Raw genomic sequence first — 22,382 nt, 5'->3', positions numbered from 1 at the left:
CCTCCCTGGCCGCCCGCCGCGCGACAATCGCCGCTTCCGCACCTTTCCTGTCTTCCGCCACGGCGATAAGCCCTGCGGATGACCCTGCCCGCCTTTCGCCTCCTGCCGCTTCTCGTGCTGCTCGCCGCCTGCGCCACCGCGCCGCCGGCCCCGGTCGCGTCCGGCACGGCGCCGCTGCCGTATCCCGCCACGGTGCGCGAGCGGATGCTGCGGATCGCGCTGGAGGAATGGCGGGAATGGGGGAGCATCACGGTGCACGACGGCCAGCCCCGCCCGGCCGCCGCGCCACAGGAGTCGCGGCTGGCCAACTTCCCGCGCGTGCTGGCCTATTGGCGCGCGGTGGACAGCGAGGGCCGGGCCGCGATCGACCGCAACCGCGGCCGCTTTGCCGCCCTGCTGGGCCTGCCCGGCACGGCGGGCGCGCTGTGGGGCGAGCCGGCGTGGTCGGCCGCCTTTGTCAGCTTCGTGATGCGCAACGCGGGCGTGGACCAGCGGGAATTCCCGTCCTCGGCCGCGCACAGCTTCTACATCGACGGCATGCTGGCGGATGCCCTGGCCTATCCGGCGAAGGCGCCCTTCGTGCCGCGCGACATCGCCGCCTATGCGCCGCAGCCGGGCGACCTGGTGTGCGCCGACCGGTCCCGCCGCCCCCTGGCCGGCTGGCGCGACCGGCTGGCCGAGCGCGGCCAGTTCCGGCCGATGCATTGCGACATCGTGGTGGCCGCCGGCGCCGGCGGCGTGCAGGCGGTCGGCGGCAACATCGCGGATGCGGTCACGCTTTCCGTGTTCAGCACCGATGCGGGCGGCCGGCTGGTGGCACGGGCGCCCGGGCAACCCATCTGGTTCGCAGTGTTTGAAAACCGCCTGGGGCGCCTGCCGCCGTTCGACGCCGTTCCCATCGCGGGCCTGTCCACCGGCCGCGCGCCGTCCTGATCCGGAGATTGCTTCACGTGACCGACTTGTTTTCCCCCATCGTCCTGCGCGGCGTGACCATCCGCAACCGCATCGGCGTGGCGCCGATGTGCCAGTATTCCTGCGAGCCGGCCGGCGAGAATGCCGGCCACCCCACCGACTGGCACCTGGCCCACCTGCACGCCCGCGCCATCGGCGGCGCCGGGCTGGTGATCGCGGAAGCCACCGCCGTGCAGCCGGAAGGCCGCATCACGCCGCAGGACCTCGGCCTGTGGAACGACGCGCAGGTGGCCGGGCACGCGCGGCTAGCCCGCGTCATCGCCTCGGCCGGCGCGGTGCCGGGCATCCAGATCGCCCATGCCGGGCGCAAGGCCAGCACCAACAGCCCCTGGGACGGCGGCGTGGCCGGGCCGGAGGAGCATGGCTGGACGCCGGTGGGCCCCAGCGCGCTGGCCTTTCCGGGCCTGCTGGAGCCGCGCGCCATGAGCGAGGAGGAGATCGGCTCCACCATCGCCGCCTTTGCCGCCACCGCGCGCCGCGCCGTGGAAGCCGGCTACCGCTTCATCGAGGTGCATGCGGCGCACGGCTACCTGCTGCACCAGTTCCTGTCGCCGCTGTCCAACCAGCGCAACGACGGCTGGGGCGGCGACTTCGCCGGCCGCACGCGGCTGACGCTGGAGGTGGTCAAGGCCGTGCGCGCCGTGATCCCGCAGGACATGCCGCTCGGCATCCGCTTCTCGCACACCGACTGGCTGGACGGCGGCTGGACCACAGACGAAACGGTGGAGCTGTCGCGCCAGGTCAAGGCGCTGGGCGTGGACCTGATCGACGTGTCTTCCGGCGCGCTGCTGCCGGCCAAGATCCCGCTGGAGCCGGGCTACCAGGTGCCGGGCGCCGAGGCCGTGCGCCGCGGCGCGGAGGTGCCGGTGGCCGCCGTCGGGCTGATCACCGAGCCGCAGCAGGCGCAGGACATCCTGTCCGCCGGCCAGGCCGACATGGTGTTCCTGGCGCGTGAGCTGCTGCGCGACCCCTACTGGCCGCTGCACGCCGCCGCCGCGCTGGGCCGCGCCGAGGCGATGCAGGCGCCGGCGCAGTACGACCGCGCCTGGGGCCACCTGGGCAAGATGCCGGTGGACCGCGAAACGGCCAAGCCGCTGCCCGTGCTGGCGGACTGACGGCCCCGCGCGTGCGCGCGCCCCGGGCCGGCCGCCGCAACGGCTGGCTGGCCCGGGGCATTTGCTGTCCATCGCCCCGGTAAAGGACCCCCGCGCATGCCCTACGACCTTTGGTACTGGCCGCAGATCCCCGGCCGTGGCGAGTTCGTGCGGCTGGCCCTGGAAGCCGGGGGCATCGCCTATCGCGACCTGGCGCGGGCGGAAGGCGGCCTGAACGCCCTGGCCGCCGACCTGCGACGGCCCCGCGCCCAGCCCCCCTTCGCGCCGCCCTACCTGGTGGCGGACGGCATGACCGTGGCACAGACGGCCAACATCCTGCTGTTCCTGGGCGAAAGGCATGGCCTGGCGCCGGGCGGGGCGGCCGGCAGGTTCTGGGTCAACCAGCTGCAGCTCACCATCGCCGACGCGGTGGCCGAGGCGCATGACACGCACCACCCCGTGGGCGTCGGGCTGTTCTACGAGGACCAGAAGCCCGAGGCCGCACGGCGCGCCCGGGAATTCCGCGACGCCCGCCTGCCCAAGTACCTCGGGCATTTCGAGCAGGCGCTCCAGGGCGCCGGCCCCTGGCTGGCGGGCGAGCACTGGAGCTACGCCGACCTGTCGCTGTTTCAGCTGGTCGAGGGGCTGTGCTTCGCCTTTCCGCGCCGCATGGCGGGGGCGGAGCGCGAATGGCCGGGGGTGATGGCGCTGCGCGGCGCCGTGGCGGCGCTGCCGGAGCTGCGCCACTACCTGGGCAGCGACCGCCGCTTGCCGTTCGGCGACGGCGTCTTCCGCCACTACCCCGAGCTGGACGCGGCCTGACGCGGCCACGCCCCCGTCCGGCCAAGCCCAAGCCTGTTGCCCCGGAATTCGCGAGGCAACCGGTAAACGCGCATCGCCTCCCGGCTTTGCGCGGTTGCGACAAGCCCCATCAAGACCTTAATTGGGCGCATGAAACGCTTTCTCCCCCTTCTTCTGGCGCTGGGTTCGCTGATCGGCGTGTCCGGTGAGGTTTTCGCGCAGCAGCAGCGGGGGGCCGCAGCTGCGGCGCCGGCCGGTCCGCGGGCGCTCGGCACGTTCCAGGACTGGACGGCCGCCACCTATACCGAAGGCAGCAACAAGGTGTGCTACGCCTTTGCCCGCGCCGAGAAGTCGGAAGGCGCCGGCCGGCGGCAGAACGTCATGCTGACCGTGACGCACCGCCCGCAGGGCCGCGACCAGGTGGCGCTGCGCGCCGGCTACACCTACAGCCGCAACGCGGAGGTGGAGGTCAAGGTCGGCGGCACGGAGCTGGCCTTCTACACCGCCAACGACAACGCCTTCGCTCGGGAAGGCGGCAAGGCCGTGGCCGCCTTCCGCGGCGGTGCCAACGCGGTGGCCACCGGCCCGGGCCCGCAGGGGCGCGGCACGGCGACGGACACCTTCTCCCTATCCGGCTTCACCGCCGCCTATGAGGCGATCGGCAAGGAATGCCCGGCGGGGCGCCGCTGAGATGACCGACGCCACCACCCTCCCCGACGCCGCCGCGCTGACCGAGGCCGAGCGTTCGCGCATCCTGGCCAAGGCCGCGCTGTTCTCGCCCCCCGCCGCCACGCTGGCGGACGGGCGGCGCGAGCTGGTCGGCCTGTCGCGGGAGGAGCTGGCGGCGGAGATGGTGGCGATCGGCGAGAAGCCGTTCCGCGCCAAGCAGCTGTGGCACTGGATCTACCACCAGGGCGTTTCCGACTTCAGCAAGATGCCTTCCATCGCCAAGACCATGCAGGCGAAGCTGGCGGAGCGCTTCGTGGTCGGCCGCCCGGGCGTGACCACGGAGCAGACCAGCACGGACGGCACCCGCAAGTGGCTGTTCGGCTTTCGCGACGGCCAGCAGGTCGAGACGGTCTACATCCCGGACGAGGACCGCGGCGCGGTGTGCCTGTCCACGCAGGTGGGCTGCACCCTGTCCTGCCGCTTCTGCCACACCGGCACGCAGAAGCTGGTGCGCAACCTCGGCGCCGCCGAGATCGTCGGCCAGTTCATGGCGGCGCGCGACAGCTACGGCGAATGGCCGACGCCGGTGGACGGCACGCCGCGCCTGTTGTCCAACATCGTCATCATGGGCATGGGCGAGCCGCTGTATAACTACGAGAACGTCGCCAAGGCGATGCGCATCGTCATGGACAACGAGGGCATCGCCCTGTCCCGCCGCCGCATCACCCTGTCCACCTCCGGCGTCGTGCCGATGATGGACAAGTGCGGCGCGGAGCTGAACGTCGGCCTCGCCGTGTCGCTGCACGCGGTGCGCGACGACATCCGCGACGAGCTGGTGCCGCTGAACCGCAAATACCCGATCGCCGAGCTGATGGCCGCCTGCCGCCGCTACCCGGCCGCTTCCAACGCGCGGCGCATCACCTTCGAATACGTGATGCTCAAGGGCGTCAACGACTCGGAAGCCGATGCGCGGGAACTGGTGCGCCTGCTGGACGGCATCCCGGCCAAGGTGAACCTGATCCCGTTCAACCCCTGGCCCGGCAGCCCCTACGAGACCTCGTCCAACAACGCCATCCACCGCTTCGCCAGCATCGTGCTGGACGCGGGCTATGCCTCGCCCATCCGCACGCCGCGTGGGCGCGACATCCTGGCTGCCTGCGGCCAGCTCAAGACGGAAAGCGAGCGCAAGCGCGCCGCCAAGCCCGCCACGCCCGTCGCCGCCTGACGTGACCGCCGCCGCCGCCGCACCCAACCCGGCGGCGGTGCTGCCGCTGCTGGCGCTGGCCGCCTTCGCCACCGGCTGCGGCATGCGGCTGCTGGACCCGCTGCTGCCGGTCGTCGCCGCCGACCTCGGCGTGTCGGTGGCGGAAGCCACGGTGGTGATCGCCGCCTTCACCCTGCCCTACGGCTTCTGCCAGATCCTGCTGGGCCCCTTGGGCGACCGCCTCGGCAAGCTGCGTGTCATGGTGGCCGGCCTGCTGCTCTACGGAATTGCCATGGCCGGCTGCGCGCTGGCCGCCAGCCTCGGCCACCTGGTCGGGCTGCGCGCCGTCACGGGCGCGCTGGGCGGCGCCATCGTGCCGCTGGCCATGGCCTGGATCGGCGACAACGTCCCTTATGCCGAGCGGCAGGCGACGCTGGGGCGCTTTCTCACCGGCATGGTCATGGCGCAGCTGCTGACCGGGCCGCTCGCCGGCATCGCGGGCCAGGCCTTCGGCTGGCGCGCGGTGTTTCTGCTGGTGGGCGCGCAGGCGGCGCTGACCGCGCTGGCCATCGTCGCCACGCTGCGCGCCCGGCTGTGGCGCGCCGAGCCGGCCGGCGGCGGCAGCGGGCTGGCCCGCTACATCGCCCTGTTGCAGCGCCCGGCCGGGCGGCGGCTGCTGGGCGTCGCCTTTGTCAACGGCGCGCTGCTGTGGGGCGGCGCCCTGCCCTTCATCGGCTCCTTTCTGATCCAGGGCTTCCACCTGGAGCAATGGCACGCCGGGCTGGTGGTCGCGGGCTTCGGCATCGGCTCCTTTGTCTACACCCGCATTGCCCGCACCCTGCTGCTGCGCTTTGGCGAGGCCCGGGTGATGTTCGCCGGCGGCCTGCTGCTGGCGGCGGGTATCGCGGCCATCGGCGTCGCGCCGCGCTGGGAAATGGTGGCGGCCCTGCAGGCGATGCTGGGCCTCGCCTTCTTCATGTTCCACGGCGCCCTGCAGGCCCGCAGCACCGAGCTGATGCCGGAAGCCCGCGCCACCTCGGTGTCCGCCTTCGTCATGGCGCTGTTCCTGGGGCAGGCCTTCGGCGCCATCCTGTTCGGCGCGCTGATGGCCCGTGTCGGCTATGGCGGCGCCTTTGTGGCGGGCGGATGCGCGATGGCGGCGCTGGCGGTGACAACGCGGATGGTGCTCGCGGGGCGGTAGGAGAAAGGCCGGGGCAAGGAAGTCCCCGCCGCCCCATCTTCCCCATGTCCCGTTTCACGGGCGCCCGCTCCAGCCATGCGCCCACGCCCGCACAGACAAAAAGAAGAAGGGGGTCTGGGGGAATTCATTCCCCCGGCCTTCTCTGCCACCATGCCGCCCGGCACAACGCGAGAACAAACAAGAATGACTGCAAGGGAGGGCTCGGCCGCCTTCATGGCGCCGCTGCTGGTGCTGGCCCTCGGCCACATGATTTCCAATTTGCTGCGCACCTTGCCCGCCATCTCGGCGGATGTGCTGGCGGCCGACATCGGCACCACGGCCGATGGGCTGGCGGCGCTGACGGGCGCCTATCACCTCACCTTCGCCGCCGGGCAGATCCCGCTCGGCGTGGCGCTGGACCGCTTCGGGGTCAGGCCGGTGTCGCTGGCGCTGCTGGGCACGGTGGCGGTGGGGGCCGTGCTGTCCGCGCTGGTCGGCGGGCAGCCGGGCTTTCTTGTGGCGCAGGTGGTGCTGGGGCTGGGTAGCTGCGGCATGCTGCTCTGCCCCATGACGCTGGCCGCGCGCATCCTGACGCCCGCCAAGTTCGGGTTGTGGTCCGGGCTGATCCAGGCCACCGGCAATGCGGGGCTGCTGATCTCGGCCAGCCCCATGGCCTGGGTGGTGGACCACCACGGCTGGCGCCTGGGCTTCTGGATCGCGGCCGCGCTGTCGGTCGGCGTGGCGGCGCTGGTGTGGAAGCTGGTGCCGGCGCCGGAGCCGCGCGCCCCCGGCCCCCGCCCTTCGCTCGCGGCCGAGGCGCGGGACGTGCTGCGGCTCGGCCTGTCGCCGCGGCTGCGCGGCATGGTGTGGCTCGCCTTCGGCTCCTTTGCCGTGATCATGGCGCTGCGCGGCTTGTGGGGCGGCCCGTGGCTGATGGAGGTCAAGGGCCTGAGCCGCATCGAGGCCGGCAACGTGCTGCTGCTGCTGACCGTCGCGCTGATCCTGGGGCCGGCGCTCAGCGGCGCGCTGGACCGGCTTCTGGGGCACCGGCGGCTGGTGCTGACGGCCGGCCACGCTGTGGCGGCGCTGTGCCTGCTGGCGGTGGTGGCGGGCGGGCCGGGCGGCTGGCTGTCCGGCGCGCTGGGCGTGGCCATGCTGCCGGTCGGCTACGACGCGGCGATGTTCTTTGCCTTTGGCATCGCCATCGCGGTGCAGCCGCTGGTCTTCGCCATGACGCGGGCTGTGGTGCCGGCGGAACAGACGGGCAAGGCGCTGTCGGCGGTCAACCTGTCGTTCTTTCTTGGCACCGCGGTGCTGCAGTCGGCCTCGGGGCCGGTGGCGGGCTGGGGCGGGATCGGCGCGGCGCTGGCGTTTCTCGCCGTGGCGGCGCTGGTCTGCACGGTGTTGTTCGTGGTGACGACGCGTGGCCAGGGGGGCGCTGCCCCCTCGGATTCCCCGCCGGGGTGACAGGAGCACCCTAGGCCCCGCCGTCGGGAAGAGCCGGGGCGGCGCGCAACAGTGGCGGGCTGGTGGAGGACAGCCAACGTTATGCAGCAGCCAGCCTGGTCGTCGCGGAGGACCACCGGTCCTCCGCGCGAACAGATGCGGGGGTCCGGGGCGGCGCCCCGGGCCCGTCCCGCCGGCATTGCTTGCCAGCGTTTACTTGAACGACAGCTCCCGCGTCTCGCACAGGTTCACGTCACGCCGCTCCTCGGCGCGGCCGTCGTCCCACACCACGCGCAGGTCGTACTGGCAGATGCCGCCCGGCAGGCGGATGTCGCGGCGGCCGCGGGCGCGCACCGTGTCGCGGCCCAGGCGGTCCTCGCCCCAGTTGTCCTCGGTGGTCGGGCTGGCGAACAGCTCGCGGATCGGCCGGGCGGCCTGGTTCACCAGGGTGAAGCTGGGGTCGCCGGCCTGGCCGTTCTCGCGCGCCGCGCGGGTGGCGCCGGTGCGCGCGGGGGTGCCGATCACCACGTCGCGGTCGGCGCAGGTGTCGATGTCGCGGCGCTCTTCCACGATGCCGCCGGCAAAGGCGATGCGCAGGTCGGTGCGGCAGCCGCCGCTGGCGGGCATCCGCACGGCCAGCGAGGCGCCGTTGGCGATGGTCTGGCCATTGCCGATGCGGTTGTCGCCCCATTCGTTGGTGTCGTTGGGCGAGGCGAACAGCCGCTCGATCACCCGGTTGCTGCGGTTGGTCAGGTTGAAGGAGCCGTCTTCCTGCGCCTGGGCAGGCAGGCCGGACAGCGCCAGCCCGGCGAATGTGGCCAGCGACAGGAGCAGATGGGTACTGCGGGGCATGAACGGTGTTCCTCGGTTCGTTTCGCCAGCGGTCCCGGCCGGCGCTTAACGCGAAGGCGGAGCTGGCGGATGCACGCCAGGGTTTTTTTGCCGTCGCACCCGGGTTGGCAAGCCATTGGCCGCGCAACAACGCGGGAGGGACTCGTGTCGCCGCGCGCGCGGCCTATCTAAAGGCCGTCCACCCAGCGGAGCCTGAGCCAATGACCGAGCCTGACCCTTCCCCGGGGAAGTGGGACGAGGAAACCCTGGCCTTCGCGGCCCATGTGTTCCAATGCGCGCGGAGCGGCGACGCCGAAACGGTGGGCGGCCTGCTGGACCAGGGCCTGCCGGCCAACATGAGCAACGACAAGGGCGACACGCTGCTGATGCTGGCCAGCTACCACGGCCATGCCGATGTGGTGCGGCGCCTGCTGGTCCATGGCGCCGACCCCGACCGCCTGAACGACCGCGGGCAAACGCCCCTGGCGGGTGCCGCCTTCAAGGGCTTCGCCGAGGTGGTGGAGCTGCTGCTGGCCCACGGCGCCAGCGTGGATGGCTGCGGCCCGGATGGCCGCACGGCACTGATGACGGCGGCGATGTTCAACCGGGTGGAGATGGTGGAGCGGCTGCTGGCCGCCGGCGCCGACCCGGCGGCCCGCGACGCGCGCGGCGCCACCGCGCGCCGGGCGGCCGAGGCGATGGGGGCGGCGGAGGCGGCGGCGCGGCTGGGGGCGCTGGAGGAATAGGAGAAAAGCAAGGCCGGGGAAGGAATTCCCCGGCCCCCTTCTTTTTTTCTGTCTGTTTGCAGTGCCTGTAGGAAAGGGGGCGAGCCGACGCCGCGGGCCGTCGGTCCAGACCGGAAACAGGAAGATGGGGGACCGGGGGAATTCCTTCCCCCGGATTTCCTACTTCTGCAGCGCCTGCACGATCTGCTGCGTCACCTTCTTGGCGTCGCCGAACAGCATCATAGTGTTGTCGCGGAAGAACAGCTCGTTCTCCACGCCGGCATAGCCGGACGCCATGCCGCGCTTGATGAAGAACACCGTCTTGGCGCGTTCCACGTCCAGGATGGGCATGCCGTAGATGGCGGAGGACTTGTCGGTCTTGGCCGCCGGGTTGGTGACGTCGTTGGCGCCGATGACGAAGGCGACGTCGGCTTCCGCGAACTCGGGGTTGATCTCCTCCAGCTCGTGGACTTCCTCGTAGGGGACGTTGGCCTCGGCCAGCAGCACGTTCATGTGGCCGGGCATGCGGCCGGCCACGGGGTGGATGGCGTAGGACACCTCGGCGCCTTCCTTCTTCAAGAGGTCGCCCATCTCGCGCAGCACCTGCTGGGCCTGGGCCACCGCCATGCCGTAGCCGGGCACGATGATGATCTTGCCGGCGTTGCGCATGATGTAGGCGGCGTCCTCCGGGCTGCCGGACTTCACCGGGCGCGCCGGCTGGGCCGCGCCGCCGGCGGCGGCGGCACCGCCCGCCTCGGCCCCGAAGCCGCCCAGCAGCACGTTGAAGATGCTGCGGTTCATGCCCTTGCACATGATGTAGGACAGGATGGCGCCGGATGCGCCGACCAGCGCGCCGGTGACCACCAGCAGGAGGTTCTGCAGCGTGAAGCCGATGCCCGCCGCCGCCCAGCCGGAATAGCTGTTCAGCATGGACACCACGACCGGCATGTCCGCGCCGCCGATCGGGATGATCAACAGGAAGCCCAGCGCCAGCGCCACCAGCGCGATCAGCCAGAACAGCACGCCGCTGCCGGAAGCGACGAAGGCGACGATCAGCACCAGCAGCAGGATGCCGATGCCGAGGTTGACCCAGTGCTGGTACCTGAAGGTGATCGGCGCGCCGCTCATCAGCGCCTGCAGCTTGGCGAAGGCGATCACCGAGCCGGAAAAGGTGATGGCGCCGATGGCGACGCCAAGCGACATCTCCACCAGCGAGCCGCCGTGGATGGCGCCGGCGTGGCCGATGCCGAAGCTTTCCGGATTGTAGAAGGCCGCCGCCGCGACGAAGACGGCGGCCAGGCCCACCAGCGAGTGGAAGGCGGCGACCAGCTGCGGCAGCGAGGTCATCTGGATGCGCTGGGCCAGCACGGTGCCGATGGTGCCGCCGACGGCGAGCCCCGCCAGCACGATGACGATGCCCGAGATTTCCATCCCCGGCCGCAGCAGCGTGGCGACGATCGCCAGCCCCATGCCGATCATGCCGTAGAGGTTGCCCCGCCGTGACGTGGTCGGGTGCGACAGGCCGCGCAGCGCCAGGATGAACAGGACGGAGGCGACGAGATAGGCGAAGGTGGTGAGGGTCTGTGCCATGCGCTCAGCCCTTCTTCTTGCCGGCGAACATCGCCAGCATCCGTCGCGTCACCATGAAGCCGCCGAAGATGTTCACGGCAGCGAGCGTGGCGCCCAGGAAGCCGAAGAACTTGGCGATCCAGCTATCCCCCAGCCCGGTGGCCAGGATGGCGCCGACGATGATGACGGAGGAGATGGCGTTGGTGACGCCCATCAGCGGCGAATGCAGCGCCGGCGTCACGTTCCAGACCACGTAGTAGCCGACAAAGCAGGCCAGCATGAAGATGGTCAGCAGCATCAGAAAGGGCTCGGCCGCCTGCGCCATGGGCGCGACGGGGGCCAGCGTGTTCTCGGCCAGCAGGCGGGCCTGGGCGGCGAGCGCCAGGGCGCGCTCGGCGGTCGCGCTCGCCTGGTTGGCGAGGTCGGTGGGGTTCATCGGGCTTCTCCCTCGCTCAGGCTTGCAGCAGCTGCGGGTGGACCACGGCGCCGCCCCGCGTCAGCACGGCGCCGCGGACGATCTCGTCCTCCTCGGGCAGCCTGGGCGCCTTCGCGTCCTTGTCCCAGAAGGTGGAAAGGAAGGTCAGCAGGTTGCGGGCATAAAGCGCGCTGGCGGCACCCGCGATGCGGCCCGGCCAGTTGCGATAGCCCAGGATCTTGACGCCATTGTCGGTGACGATGCTTTCGCCCGGCTGTGTCATGGCGCAGTTGCCGCCGGCATCGGCCGCGATGTCCACGATCACGCTGCCGGGCTTCATGCTGGCCACCATGGCGGCGGTGACCAGAGTCGGCGCCTTGCGGCCCTGCACCAGCGCGGTGGTCACCACCACGTCCTGCTTGGCGATATGCGTCGCCACCACCTCGGCCTGCTTGGCGTAGAACTCGGCCGAAAGCTGCTTGGCGTAGCCGCCCGCCGTCTGCGCCGCCTTGCTTTCCTCGTCCTCGTAACCGACGAAGGAGGCGCCGAGGGACTTGATCTCCTCCTTGGCCGCCGGCCGCACGTCGGTGGCGGACACGCGGCCGCCGAGGCGCCGGCCGGTGGCGATGGCCTGCAGCCCGGCCACGCCCGCGCCCATGACAAAGACATTGGCGGCCGGGATGGTGCCCGCCGCCGTCATCAGCATCGGGAAGCCCTTGTCAAAGGCCGCCGCCCCTTCCACCACCGCGCGGTAGCCCGCCAGGTTGGCCTGGGACGACAGCACGTCCATGCTCTGCGCGCGGGTGATGCGCGGCAGCAGCTCCATGGAACAGGCCTCGATGCCCGCCGCCGCATAGGCTTTGGCGCGGTCGGGGTTGCCGAGCGCCTCCAGCGTGCCGACCAGCAGCGCGCCGCGCGGGATCAGCGACAGCTCGTCCACCTCGCCCTCGCCGGCGGCCAGCGGCGCGCGCACCTTCAGGACGATGCCGGCGCCGGCCAGCGCGGCCGCGGCATCGGGCGCCACCGTCGCGCCCGCCTCGGCATAAAGCGCATCGGGATAGCCGGAGCCGAGGCCCGCGCCGGCTTCGACCGCCACCGCCTCGACACCCAGTGCCAGAAATTTCTTCACCGTTTCCGGCGTCGCGGCGACGCGGGTCTCGCCCGCCCGCCGCTCCTTCAGCACCGCAAGGCGCATCTGGCTCTCCTCCACCCTCGATCGACTGCGGGCGAGGATGACGAGGGGGCGCGGCGACGGCAAGGGCGGCCCGGCGGACGCCGCCCCCTCCGGGGGTGCCGCCGGCATGGCCAGGCCACCCCAGAACCCGGCATCCCGGAAGAGCACGACGCAGGGTTCGATGAGGCTTCGCAGCGCGGCCCTGTGGCCGCGAAGCCTCCCCCCACGCTTCCTCGTGCCAGGGTCCGGGGTGGGGCTCAAGCCCCCCGGCGGGGCAGTCCGGAAGGGGCAGCGCCCCTCAGTCCCGCTCCGCCCTCGGCCGGTCCAGCCCATGGAAGCAGACCAGCGGCCGCGCGTTCCGCGCCGCTTCCGGCAGGGCCATCATCGACCCGAACTGCTCCAGCACCCGGGCGGTGATGCCGGCCAGCGGCGCGGCGGTGGCTTCCTGCAGCGTGAACCAGTCCAGCCGCTCCAGCTCGCCGCTGCCGGACAGGCGGCCGCGCGCCGCCTCGGCGGGGGCGGCCAGAAAGCGGGCATTGAACCGGATACGCTGCGTGGCGGGGGTGACGGCGCGGCAGACATAGGACAGCACGTCCAGTGCCGGGGCGGTGCCGCCCTGCGGCGCCAGGGTCAGGCCGGTTTCCTCTTCCAGCTCGCGCGCCGCGGCGACGGCCAGGGCGCGTGCCAGCGGCGGCGGGGCGGCGCGCTGCAGGGCGGCCCGCGTGTCCGGCCGCAGGTCGCGGGCCACAGGGGCGCGGCGGTCCGCGAGGTCGACGCGGCCGCCGGGGAACACCAGGTGCCCGGGCATGAAGCGCAGGCCGGCATGGCGCAGGCCCATCAGGATCTCGGTTTCGCCGCCCGTCCGCCGGCGCCACAGGATCAGGCTGGCCGCGTGGCGCGGGAAGACGGGCTGGGGCATGGGGGCAAACTGGCACCAGGATGCCAGCCATGCAAACCCGGGATTCACCGGGCCAAATCCTTGACAACATAAGGCCGCAGGGTCATTTGCCCGAAACAGGACGAACACGGTCCGCTTTCTTCCAGGAGCCATCGCCAGCGTGCTGCGGCTATCGAAACTCACCGATTACGCCGTGGTCGTTCTGGCCCGGCTGGAAGCCCAGGGCGGGGTGCAGACCGCGCCCTGCCTGGCGCTGTGCACCGGCATCGCCGAGCCGACGGTGGCGAAGGTGCTGAAGGCGCTGGCGCAGGCCGGGCTGGTGGAGGGGCTGCGCGGCGCGCGTGGTGGCTATCGCCTGGCCCGCCCGCTGGCCGAGCTGCCGCTGTCCGACGTCATCCTGGCGGTGGACGGGCCGATCGCGCTGACCGCCTGCGTCGACGGTGCCTCGGGCGGCTGCGAAACGGAGGCGACCTGCCCCGTGCGTGGCCGCTGGGACCGCGTGAACGAAGCGGTGCGCGGCGCGCTGGCCGCTATCACCCTGGCCGACCTTGCCGGGCCGGCCTCGCGGAGCTGCCACTCCGTGGGGCATGCCGCGCCCCAGACGACGACGACATTCCTGCCGGCTCAGCCGGCGACCCTGGCTGCCGAGTAGGGACCCCGCATCATGCCCGCCGTTACCGAGACCATCGACGCCGTTTCCTCGCTCACCGAGGGCCCCTACAAGTACGGGTTCGAAACCGAGATCGAGATGGACTTCGCCCCCAAGGGGCTGAACGAGGACATCGTCCGCTACATCAGCGCGCAGAAGAATGAGCCGCAGTGGCTGCTCGACTGGCGCCTGAAGGCCTTCGCCATGTGGAAGACCATGGTGGAGCCGCGCTGGCCTTCCGTCAGCTATCCGCCGATCGACTACCAGGATTCCTACTACTACGCCGCGCCCAAGCAGAAGGCCGGGCCGAAGTCGCTGGACGAGGTCGACCCCGAGCTGCTGAAGACCTACGCCAAGCTGGGCATCCCGCTGAAGGAGCAGGCGATCCTGGCCGGCGTCGAGGGCGCGGACCTGGGAGAGGAAGGCGGCGCGCGCATGCCGGTGGCGGTGGACGCGGTGTTCGACAGCGTCAGCGTCGCGACCTCCTACAAGGACCGCCTGGCGAAGGAGGGCATCATCTTCTGCCCGATCTCCGAGGCGGTGCAGAACCACCCCGAGCTGGTGCAGCAGTACCTCGGCTCCGTGGTGCCGCAGGGCGACAACTTCTTCGCCGCACTCAACAGCGCGGTCTTCACCGACGGTTCCTTCGTCTACATCCCCAAGGGCGTGCGCTGCCCGATGGAGCTGTCCACCTATTTCCGCATCAACGCCAAGAGCACCGGGCAGTTCGAGCGGACGCTGATCATCGCGGACGCCGGCAGCACCGTCTCCTACCTGGAGGGCTGCACGGCGCCGATGCGCGACGAGAACCAGCTGCATGCCGCGGTGGTGGAGCTGGTCGCGCATGACGACGCCAGCATCAAGTACAGCACGGTGCAGAACTGGTACCCGGGCGACGAGAACGGCAAGGGCGGCATCTACAACTTCGTCACCAAGCGCGGCGCCTGCCGCGGCGCGCGCTCCAAGATCTCCTGGACGCAGGTGGAAACGGGCTCGGCCATCACCTGGAAGTACCCGTCCTGCATCCTGCAGGGCGACGACTCGGTGGGCGAGTTCTATTCGGTGGCCATCACCAACAACTACCAGCAGGCCGACACGGGGACGAAGATGTTCCACATCGGCCGCAACACCAAGTCGACCATCGTGTCCAAGGGCATCAGCGCCGGGCACGGGCAGAACACCTATCGCGGCCAGGTGAAGATCAGCGCCAAGGCGAGCGGCGCGCGCAACTTCACGCAGTGCGACAGCCTGCTGATCGGCGACCTCTGCGGCGCCCACACCGTGCCGTATATCGAGAACCGCTGCAGCACCGCCAAGATCGAGCATGAGGCGACCACCAGCCGCATCGCCGAGGACCAGCTGTTCTACTGCCGCCAGCGTGGCCTTTCGCAGGAGGACGCGGTGGGGCTGATCGTCAACGGCTTCTGCCGGGAGGTCCTGAAGGAGCTGCCGATGGAATTCGCGGTCGAGGCGCAGAAGCTGTTGCAGATCAGCCTTGAAGGCTCCGTGGGCTAAGGGACGAGTACGAGATTATGTTGAAGATCGAGGGCCTGACGGCCGAAATCGATGGCAAGCCGATCCTCAAGGGGATCGACCTGGAAGTGCCGACCGGCGAGATCCACGCCGTGATGGGGCCGAACGGCTCCGGCAAGTCCACCCTGTCCTACGTGCTGGCGGGGCGGGATGGCTATGAGATCACCGGCGGCACCGCCACCTTCAACGGCATCGACCTTTTGGCGATGGAGCCGGAGGAGCGGGCGGCGGCGGGCGTGTTCCTGGCCTTCCAGTACCCGGTGGAGCTGCCGGGCGTGGGCAATGCCAACTTCCTGCGCACGGCGCTGAACGCCATCCGCCGCAACAAGGGCGAGCCGGAATTGGACGCCATGCAGTTCCTGAAGCTGGCGCGTGCCCGCATGAAGGAGCTGTCCATGCCGGAGGACATGCTGAAGCGCGGCGTCAACGTCGGCTTCTCGGGCGGCGAGAAGAAGCGCAACGAGGTGCTGCAGATGGCGCTGCTGCGCCCCGGCCTCGCGATCATGGACGAGACCGATTCCGGCCTCGACATCGACGCGCTGAAGATCGTCTCCGAAGGCGTGAACGCCTTGCGCGCGCCGGACTTCTCGGCGCTGGTCATCACCCACTACCAGCGGCTGCTGGACTACATCGTGCCCGACCGCGTGCACGTGCTGATGGACGGCCGCATCGTGCAGTCGGGCGGGCCGGAGCTGGCCAAGCAGCTGGAAGGCAGCGGCTACGCGGCCGTGAACGCGGCATGATCACGCTGTTCGAACCAGGGCCCGAAGGCTTCCTGCGCCGCTACGAGGGGCTCAGCGCCCGCCTGCCCGGCACCCGCACCCCCTGGGTGCAGGCGCTGCGCGAGAACGCGGCCAAGGCCTTCCGCGAGCAGGGCTTCCCCACCCGCAAGATCGAGGCCTGGCACTACACCGACCTCGGCCTGCTGGCGCGCACCGGCTTCGCCGAGGCGCTGACGCCGGTGGACGACGACGTGGCGTTGCCGGAGGCCGTGGCGCCCGCCCGCGTGGTGCTGCTGGACGGCCGCTTCCGCGCCGACCTGTCGGAGGCGCCCCCCACGGTGCGCAGCCTGGGCACCGCGCTGGGCACGGCCGAGGGGCTGCTCGGCAGCGTGGCGCGCGTGCACGACCTGCCGCTGGCGGCGCTGAACACCATGCTGTTCGAGGACGGCGCGCTGATCGACCTGCCGGACGGCACCGATGGCGGCGCGATCGAGCTGCTGTCCGTGGTGCAGTCGGGCGACCGGCCCGTGGCGGTGCATCCGCGCCACGTGGTGCGGCTCGGTGCCGGCGCGCAGCTGGTGCTGATCGAGCGCGCGGTGGGCCATGGCGAGGGCCGCTACCTGCACAACCCGGTGGTGGAGATCCAGCTGGCCGAGGGCGCGCACCTGACGCATGTGCGCATCCAGCAGGACGCGCCCGGTGGCATCCACCTGTCCACGGTCTTCGCCAAGGTCGCGGCCGGCGGCACCTATGACAGCTTCCTGCTGCATGCCGGCGCCAAGCTGTCGCGCAGCGAGGCGCATGTCTCGCTGGACGGCCCCAAGGCCACCGCGCACCTGAACGGCGCGCAGCTCCTGGCGGACGGCCAGCACGGCGATTGCACGACCTTTCTGGACCACGCGGCGCCCGACTGCGCCAGCCGCCAGACGGTCAAGACGGTGCTGGCCGGCCGCTCCAGAGGCGTGTTCCAGGGCAAGATCCACGTGCACCAGATCGCCCAGCGCACCGACGGCTACCAGATGAACCAGGCGCTGCTCTTGTCCGAGCAAGCGGAGATCGACAGCAAGCCGCAGCTGGAAATCTACGCCGACGATGTGAAGTGCTCGCACGGCGCCACCGTCGGCGCGCTGGACGAGGCGCAGCTCTTCTACCTCCGCGCCCGCGGCATTCCGCAGGATCTCGCCCGCTCCATGCTGGTCGAGGCCTTTCTGCAGGAAGCCGTGGAGACCGTGGAAAACGAGACGGCCCGCAACGCATTGGCCACCGCCGTGTCCGGCTGGTGGGAGAAGGTGGCGTAGCCATGGACGGCGCGATGATGAGCCCCGGTTTCGATGTCGAACGCGTGCGGCGGGATTTCCCGATCCTGTCCGAGACGGTTCGCGGCAAGAAACTGGTGTTCCTGGATTCCGGTGCCTCGGCCCAGAAGCCCCGCGCCGTGATCGACACCATGGTGCGGACGATGGAAACGGCCTACGCCAACGTCCACCGCGGCGCCTACAACCTTTCGGAAAAGGCGACGGCGGCCTACGAGGCGGCGCGCTCTGGCGTCGCGCGTTTTCTCAACGCGGCGGATGAGCGGGAGATCGTCTTCACCTCCTCCTCCACCGCCGCCATCAACCTCGTTGCCCACAGCTATGGCCGGGGCGTGCTGAAGGCTGGCGATGGCGTGCTGATCAGCGAGATGGAGCACCACGCCAACCTGGTGCCCTGGCAGATGCTGCGCGACGCGCATGGCATCGAGCTGCGCGTCGCCCGCATCACCGATGCGGGCGAGCTGGACCTGACGGATGTCGAGGCCAAGCTGGCCGATGGCGTGGTCAAGCTGGTCGCCGTCACGCACATGTCCAACGTGCTGGGCACCGTGACGCCCGCCGCGCGGCTGGCCACCCTGGCGCATGCGCACGGTGCCAAGCTGCTGCTGGACGGTTCGCAGGCCGTGGTGCACCGCCGCGTGGACGTGCAGGCCATCGGCTGCGACTTCTACGTCTTCACCGGCCACAAGCTCTACGGCCCCACCGGCATCGGCGTGCTGTGGGCGCGCATGGAGCTGTTGGAGCGGATGCCGCCTTTCCTGGGCGGCGGCGACATGATCGCTGAGGTCTCGCTGGAACGCTTCCTGCCCGCCCCCGTGCCCGCGCGCTTCGAGGCCGGCACGCCGCCGATCATCGAGGCGATCGGCCTGCATGCCGCGATCGACTATGTGGAAGCCATCGGCATGGAGGCGATCGAGGCGCATGAGCGGGTCCTGGTGGACCACGCCACCGCCAAGCTGGCCGAGGTCGAGGGGCTGACCCTGCTGGGCCGGGCGCAGGACCGCGGCGGCGTCTTCGCCTTCGCGCTGGACAACGCGCATGCCCACGATCTCGCAACCCTGCTCGACCGCACGGGCATCGCCGTGCGCTCCGGCCGGCATTGCGCCGAGCCGCTGCACGCACGATTTAACGTGGAGAGCACCTGCCGCGCCTCCTTCGGCCTCTACACCACGCTGGGTGAGGTCGACTACCTGGCCGAGGCGCTGAGCAAGGCCCGGGAGTTCTTCAACTGATGTTTGACGACCTGCGCGACCTGTACCAGGAAGTCATCCTCGACCACGGCCGCAAGCCGCGCAATTTCCGCCGGCTGGAGGATGCCGACCGCCATGCCAAGGGCGACAACCCGATGTGCGGCGACCGGATGGAGCTGTGGGTCAAGCTGGCCGAGGACGGCGCCATCGCTGATGCCGGCTTCCAGGGCCGCGGCTGCGCCATCTCCATGGCCAGCGCCAGCCTGATGACCGAGACGGTGCGCGGCAAGAGCCAGGCCGAGGCCAAGGAACTGGGCGAGAAGTTCCGCAGCCTGGCGATGACCGGCACCTGCCCCGACTGCGGCGCCAGCATCGCCGACGAGATGGAGCGGCTGCAGGTGCTGGGCGGCGTGTCGGAATACCCCAGCCGCGTGAAATGCGCGACGCTGGCCTGGCACACCCTGAACAATGCGCTGGACCAGAAGCAGGAGGCCGCCCGCAGTGAGTGACGAGACCACCACCCCGCAGCGCCCGATCGCCCCCGGCGCCGCCGATTTCGCGCGCGAGGAGGCCATGGCCGCCGCGCACAGCACCTGGACGCCCGAGGGCGAGCAGGCGCCCGAAGGCGGCGCCATCTCGGAAGCCAAGGTGATCGACATGATCGGCACCGTGTTCGACCCCGAGATCCCGGTGAACATCTACGAGCTCGGCCTGATCTACGCGGTCGAGATCGGCGACGACGGCAAGGTGGCGGTGGAAATGACGCTGACCACCCCGTCCTGCCCCTCGGCGCAGGAGCTGCCGCAGCAGGTGGAGGAAGCCATCCGCCTGGTGCCGGGCGTCAAGGACGTGTCCGTCGAAGTGGTGTGGGACCCGCCCTGGGACCCGTCGCGCATGAGCGAGGATGCCCGCCTCGCCCTCAACATGTACTGAGAAGGAAGCCGCCATGAGCACTTCCACGACCACCCCCGCCCCCGCCCGTCGGGCCCTGCCGCCGCTGATGCAGGTGTCCGACGCCGCCGCCGAGCGGCTGCGCGGCCTTTACGCCAAGGGGCAGGACGGCAAGCTGCTGCGCGTCGCGGTCAGCACCAAGGGCTGCTCCGGCATGTCCTACGACCTGACCTGGGCGGATGCGCCTGGGCCGGGCGACGAGGTGGTGACCGACAAGGGCGTGACCGTGCTGGTGGACCGCAAGGCGACGCTGTTTCTGCTGGGCACCACCATGGACTACGAGGTGAAGGCGATGTCCGCCGGCTTCACCTTCGTGAACCCCAACGAGAAGGGGCGCTGCGGCTGCGGGGAAAGCTTCCACGTGTGACGCAAGGCTGGGGGCGCTGCCCCCAGGCCCCCGCCGGGGTGGAAAGTCCACCCCGGACCCCGCTGCGAGAAAAAAGGCCGCCTGCAGAGGGCGGCCTTTTTTATTCCGCGGACCACCCGGACCGAATCCTCAGTCGCCGGGGGTCATCGACCCCCGGCGCGCCCAGATGCTTTCTGATGCAGGGGTCCGGGGTGGCTCAGCCACCCCGGCGGGGGTCCAGGGGGCGGCGCCCCCTGGCCACGGCCCGCAGCCTCAGAGAACCGCGCTCGACCAGTCCGCCGGCACGAAGCGGTAGCCGCCCTCGGTCTTCGCCACGTAGCCGTTCGCCGGGAACGGCCAGTGGTAGCCGATGCAGCGGATGCGGTCGGTCGCCACACGGTCGAACACCTCGCGACGGGTCTTTTCCGCGAGGTCGGCATCCATGTCGAAGACCAAGTGCCAGCCCGGGTTGACGAGGTTCAGTTCGGGGCGGTTGGTGACGTCGCCCAGCACCATCGCCTGATTGCTGCCATCGGCCAGCAAGTAGCTGGTATGGCCGGGAGTGTGGCCGGGGGTGGACAGGGCGACGACGCCGGACATCACCTCACCTTCCTCGATCTGCCGCAGCTTGGCCTTGTAGGGCTCCAGGCGGCGGCGGACGTTGGCGAAGGCGGGCTTCATGGCGTCCGGCGCCTTGGCGGCATTGTCGTCGCTCATCCAGTAGGCGTATTCGGCCTTGGGCACGATCACGGCGGCGTTGGGAAACACCGGCTTGTCGTCGGCGGTGGTCAGGCCGGTGATGTGGTCGGCGTGGAAGTGGGTCATGACCACCTGGGTCACGCGGGCGGCGTCCAGCCCGGCGGCGGCCATGTTGGCCGCCAGCCGGCCCGCGGTCGCGCCAAGCTGCCCGCCGGTGCCGGCGTCAAAGGCCACCAGCCCGTCCGGGGTTTCCAGAAAGGTGACGGTGTAGGGGATGTTGATGGCATCCGTCGGCAGGAAGCCGGCCTGCAGCGCGGCTTCAACGGCGGCGGCATCCGCGTTCTTCACGAAGCCCTCGGTGGGCTTGGGGCGGCTGCCGTAGCCGTCGTTCACCACCGTCACGACGCGGCTGCCCAGCTTGAAGCGGTAAAAGCCGGGGGCCTGGGCGGGGCCGGCCGCGGCGGGGGCGGCGGCGGGCGCGGCGGCCGTCTGGGCGGCGGCCGGGCTGATGCCGAGCCGCGCCAGCAGCGGCGTGGCGGCCAGTGCCCCGGCGGCGGCCATCAGCCCGCGCCGGTCGAAGCTCCATTGATCGAAGTCCATGCTGTCCGCTCCCGCTGGTTCAAGCCCTTCGGAATTGGGCCGCGCCGCGCCGGGATCAAGCGGGAACCTGTCATTTCTGCCGCGCGAAGACCGCCACCGCTTCCAACTGCGACGACCACAGAAACTGGTCCACCGGCGTGGCCCGCAGCAGCCCCCAGCCGGCGGCGTGCAGCAGCTTGGTGTCGCGTGCCAGCGCCACCGGGTTGCAGGACACGTAGACGATGCGCTGGACCCTGCTTTTCGCCAGCGCCGGCATCTGATCGATGGCCCCGGCATAGGGCGGGTCCAGCACCACGGCGGCGAAGGCATCCAGCTCCTTCACGGTCAGCGGCTGGCGCGACAGGTCGCGCCGGAAGGCCTCCACCCGCCCGCCCGACTTGCGCGCGGCCGCATCCAACGAGGCAAAGGCGTCCGGCCCGCTTTCATACCCCGCCACCCGGGCACGGGCCGCCAGCGGAAAGGATAGCGTGCCGAGGCCGGCATAGAGATCCGCGATGCGTGCCTTGGCGGGCAGCTTTTCCGGCAAGCCGGCCAGCACGGCGGCGACGATCGCGGCCTCGCCCTGCGGTGTCGCCTGCAGAAACGCGCCGGGGGCTGCCGGCACCGGCACGCCGCCCAGCGCGATCACGGCGGGGCCGAGTTGCGCCATGGTTTCGCTGACCAGCCCCTTCAGCGGCGCGCAGGCGATGCGCGGGATGCCGTGCTCGCGCGCGAAGTCGGCCAGCAGGGTGCGGTCGGCGAAGCTCGGCTCGGCATCCAGGCGCAGCAGGAGATCGGGGCCGGTGTCCAGGAGGTTGAGCACCGCCGAGCCTTCCCGCCGGAATGCGGACAGGCTGCGCAACACCTGCTTCAGCGGCGCGAACAGCGCCACCAGCGCCGGGTCCAGCACCACGCAGCTGTCCAGGTCCACCACCGCGCCGCTGGCGCGCGCGTGGAAGCCCAGCACCGGCACTCCCTGCTCCCGCCGCAGGGCGAGGTCGGCACGGCGGCGGGTGTGCGGCGGGGTGACGGCGGGCGCGGCCACCGCGCCATCGTCGGCGAAACCGGCGCGGGCCAGTGCCTCCGCCAAACGCGCGCGCTTCCAGGCGGCGTAGGGCGGGATGGCCATGTGCTGCATGGTGCAGCCGCCGCAATGGCCAAAATACGGGCAAGGCGGCACGGCGCGGTCGGACGAGGCCCGCAGCACCGTGCGCAACGCCGCCGCCTGCCCTTCCCCCTGCTTGCCGGCCGGCTCGGCTTCCACCTGCTCGCCGGGCAGGGCGAAGGGGATGAAGACCGGGCGGCCGTCGGCGCCGGCGGCGATGCCGTCGCCCGCGGTGCCCAGGCGGGCGATGCTGAATTCCATGCGCGGGGGAGTGCCCGGCGCGGGGCGGCGATGCAAGCGCCATCCGGCAACGGGGG

The 22,382-nt window shown here is 71.1% G+C and carries 23 protein-coding genes; 16 read left to right on the top strand and 7 right to left on the bottom strand.

Going from position 1 to position 22,382, the window contains the following annotated elements; translation table 11 throughout:
- Positions 1–78: 78 nt before the first annotated feature.
- The 7 genes from IAI59_RS05690 (at position 79) to IAI59_RS05660 (ending at position 7,387) form a co-directional block, all read left to right on the top strand.
- Positions 79–933 (top strand): DUF2272 domain-containing protein, encoded by an 855-nt coding sequence (locus IAI59_RS05690; RefSeq protein ID WP_237180951.1) that lies wholly within the window; start codon positions 79–81, stop codon positions 931–933.
- A gap of 17 nt (positions 934–950) precedes the next feature.
- Positions 951–2,087 (top strand): NADH:flavin oxidoreductase/NADH oxidase, encoded by a 1,137-nt coding sequence (locus IAI59_RS05685; protein WP_207419297.1) that lies wholly within the window; start codon positions 951–953, stop codon positions 2,085–2,087.
- Positions 2,088–2,183: 96 nt separating this feature from the next.
- Positions 2,184–2,888: a glutathione S-transferase gene (locus IAI59_RS05680; protein WP_207419296.1), complete on the top strand. Its 705-nt coding sequence runs from the start codon at positions 2,184–2,186 to the stop codon at positions 2,886–2,888.
- Between the two features lie 129 nt (positions 2,889–3,017).
- Positions 3,018–3,557 carry an invasion associated locus B family protein gene (locus IAI59_RS05675; RefSeq protein WP_207419295.1) on the top strand — a complete coding sequence of 180 codons (540 nt, stop codon included), beginning with the start codon at positions 3,018–3,020 and terminating at the stop codon, positions 3,555–3,557.
- A 1-nt stretch (position 3,558) separates the two neighbouring features.
- Positions 3,559–4,761 carry a dual-specificity RNA methyltransferase RlmN gene (rlmN, locus tag IAI59_RS05670; RefSeq protein ID WP_207419294.1) on the top strand — a complete coding sequence of 401 codons (1,203 nt, stop codon included), beginning with the start codon at positions 3,559–3,561 and terminating at the stop codon, positions 4,759–4,761.
- Between the two features lies 1 nt (position 4,762).
- The gene (locus IAI59_RS05665; protein ID WP_207419293.1) at positions 4,763–5,941 is read left to right on the top strand and encodes an MFS transporter; all 1,179 of its coding nucleotides are present in this window, start codon (positions 4,763–4,765) and stop codon (positions 5,939–5,941) included.
- Between the two features lie 183 nt (positions 5,942–6,124).
- A complete protein-coding gene (locus IAI59_RS05660) occupies positions 6,125–7,387 on the top strand; it encodes an MFS transporter (protein WP_207419292.1) in 1,263 nt (420 codons plus the stop codon).
- A 192-nt stretch (positions 7,388–7,579) separates the two neighbouring features.
- On the opposite strand, the gene IAI59_RS05655 is transcribed toward IAI59_RS05660, so the two are convergent.
- Positions 7,580–8,218, bottom strand: coding sequence for a hypothetical protein (locus IAI59_RS05655; protein WP_207419291.1), 639 nt, complete (start codon positions 8,216–8,218; stop codon positions 7,580–7,582).
- Between the two features lie 200 nt (positions 8,219–8,418).
- On the opposite strand from IAI59_RS05655, the gene IAI59_RS05650 reads away from it, so the two are divergent.
- Positions 8,419–8,943 (top strand): ankyrin repeat domain-containing protein, encoded by a 525-nt coding sequence (locus tag IAI59_RS05650; protein ID WP_207419290.1) that lies wholly within the window; start codon positions 8,419–8,421, stop codon positions 8,941–8,943.
- 159 nt (positions 8,944–9,102) lie between these two features.
- Here IAI59_RS05650 and IAI59_RS05645 read toward each other — a convergent pair whose 3' ends face one another.
- From IAI59_RS05645 to IAI59_RS05630, 4 genes are all read right to left on the bottom strand, one after another.
- On the bottom strand, positions 9,103–10,512 hold the full coding sequence (locus tag IAI59_RS05645) for an NAD(P)(+) transhydrogenase (Re/Si-specific) subunit beta (protein WP_207419289.1): 1,410 nt from the start codon (positions 10,510–10,512) through the stop codon (positions 9,103–9,105).
- 4 nt (positions 10,513–10,516) lie between these two features.
- Positions 10,517–10,927, bottom strand: a complete 411-nt coding sequence (locus IAI59_RS05640; RefSeq protein ID WP_207419288.1) for a proton-translocating transhydrogenase family protein — start codon at positions 10,925–10,927, stop codon at positions 10,517–10,519.
- A 16-nt stretch (positions 10,928–10,943) separates the two neighbouring features.
- Complete coding sequence (locus IAI59_RS05635) at positions 10,944–12,101, bottom strand: Re/Si-specific NAD(P)(+) transhydrogenase subunit alpha (protein ID WP_207419287.1); 1,158 nt, start codon at positions 12,099–12,101, stop codon at positions 10,944–10,946.
- 277 nt (positions 12,102–12,378) lie between these two features.
- A complete protein-coding gene (locus IAI59_RS05630) occupies positions 12,379–12,999 on the bottom strand; it encodes an NUDIX hydrolase (RefSeq protein WP_207419286.1) in 621 nt (206 codons plus the stop codon).
- Positions 13,000–13,138: 139 nt separating this feature from the next.
- Between IAI59_RS05630 and IAI59_RS05625 the strand changes: the two genes are divergently transcribed.
- From IAI59_RS05625 to IAI59_RS05590, 8 genes are read left to right on the top strand one after another with little or no spacing between them, the layout of a single operon-like run.
- On the top strand, positions 13,139–13,630 hold the full coding sequence (locus tag IAI59_RS05625) for an SUF system Fe-S cluster assembly regulator (protein ID WP_207419285.1): 492 nt from the start codon (positions 13,139–13,141) through the stop codon (positions 13,628–13,630).
- A 12-nt stretch (positions 13,631–13,642) separates the two neighbouring features.
- The gene (gene sufB / locus IAI59_RS05620; protein ID WP_207419284.1) at positions 13,643–15,142 is read left to right on the top strand and encodes a Fe-S cluster assembly protein SufB; all 1,500 of its coding nucleotides are present in this window, start codon (positions 13,643–13,645) and stop codon (positions 15,140–15,142) included.
- 17 nt (positions 15,143–15,159) lie between these two features.
- Entirely contained in the window at positions 15,160–15,903 is a 744-nt protein-coding gene (sufC, locus tag IAI59_RS05615) for a Fe-S cluster assembly ATPase SufC (protein WP_207419283.1), read from the top strand.
- Positions 15,900–17,180 carry a Fe-S cluster assembly protein SufD gene (sufD, locus tag IAI59_RS05610; protein WP_207419282.1) on the top strand — a complete coding sequence of 427 codons (1,281 nt, stop codon included), beginning with the start codon at positions 15,900–15,902 and terminating at the stop codon, positions 17,178–17,180. The genes sufC and sufD overlap by 4 nt, the downstream gene beginning before the upstream one ends.
- A gap of 2 nt (positions 17,181–17,182) precedes the next feature.
- Positions 17,183–18,427 (top strand): aminotransferase class V-fold PLP-dependent enzyme, encoded by a 1,245-nt coding sequence (locus IAI59_RS05605; protein ID WP_207419281.1) that lies wholly within the window; start codon positions 17,183–17,185, stop codon positions 18,425–18,427.
- Positions 18,427–18,894: a Fe-S cluster assembly sulfur transfer protein SufU gene (gene sufU, locus IAI59_RS05600; RefSeq protein WP_207419280.1), complete on the top strand. Its 468-nt coding sequence runs from the start codon at positions 18,427–18,429 to the stop codon at positions 18,892–18,894. The genes IAI59_RS05605 and sufU overlap by 1 nt, the downstream gene beginning before the upstream one ends.
- On the top strand, positions 18,854–19,318 hold the full coding sequence (locus IAI59_RS05595) for an SUF system Fe-S cluster assembly protein (protein WP_207419279.1): 465 nt from the start codon (positions 18,854–18,856) through the stop codon (positions 19,316–19,318). The genes sufU and IAI59_RS05595 overlap by 41 nt, the downstream gene beginning before the upstream one ends.
- A gap of 13 nt (positions 19,319–19,331) precedes the next feature.
- Positions 19,332–19,703 (top strand): HesB/IscA family protein, encoded by a 372-nt coding sequence (locus IAI59_RS05590; protein ID WP_207419278.1) that lies wholly within the window; start codon positions 19,332–19,334, stop codon positions 19,701–19,703.
- A 252-nt stretch (positions 19,704–19,955) separates the two neighbouring features.
- On the opposite strand, the gene IAI59_RS05585 is transcribed toward IAI59_RS05590, so the two are convergent.
- Entirely contained in the window at positions 19,956–20,981 is a 1,026-nt protein-coding gene (locus IAI59_RS05585; RefSeq protein ID WP_207419277.1) for an MBL fold metallo-hydrolase, read from the bottom strand.
- Positions 20,982–21,051: 70 nt separating this feature from the next.
- Positions 21,052–22,326, bottom strand: a complete 1,275-nt coding sequence (locus IAI59_RS05580) for a class I SAM-dependent RNA methyltransferase (RefSeq protein WP_207419276.1) — start codon at positions 22,324–22,326, stop codon at positions 21,052–21,054.
- Positions 22,327–22,382: the final 56 nt, after the last annotated feature.

This window comes from Roseomonas haemaphysalidis, assembly GCF_017355405.1.
Classification (GTDB): domain Bacteria; phylum Pseudomonadota; class Alphaproteobacteria; order Acetobacterales; family Acetobacteraceae; genus Pseudoroseomonas; species Pseudoroseomonas haemaphysalidis.
The sequence above is the reverse complement of the archived record's forward strand: the minus strand, read 5'-3'. Positions and strand labels throughout refer to the sequence as shown.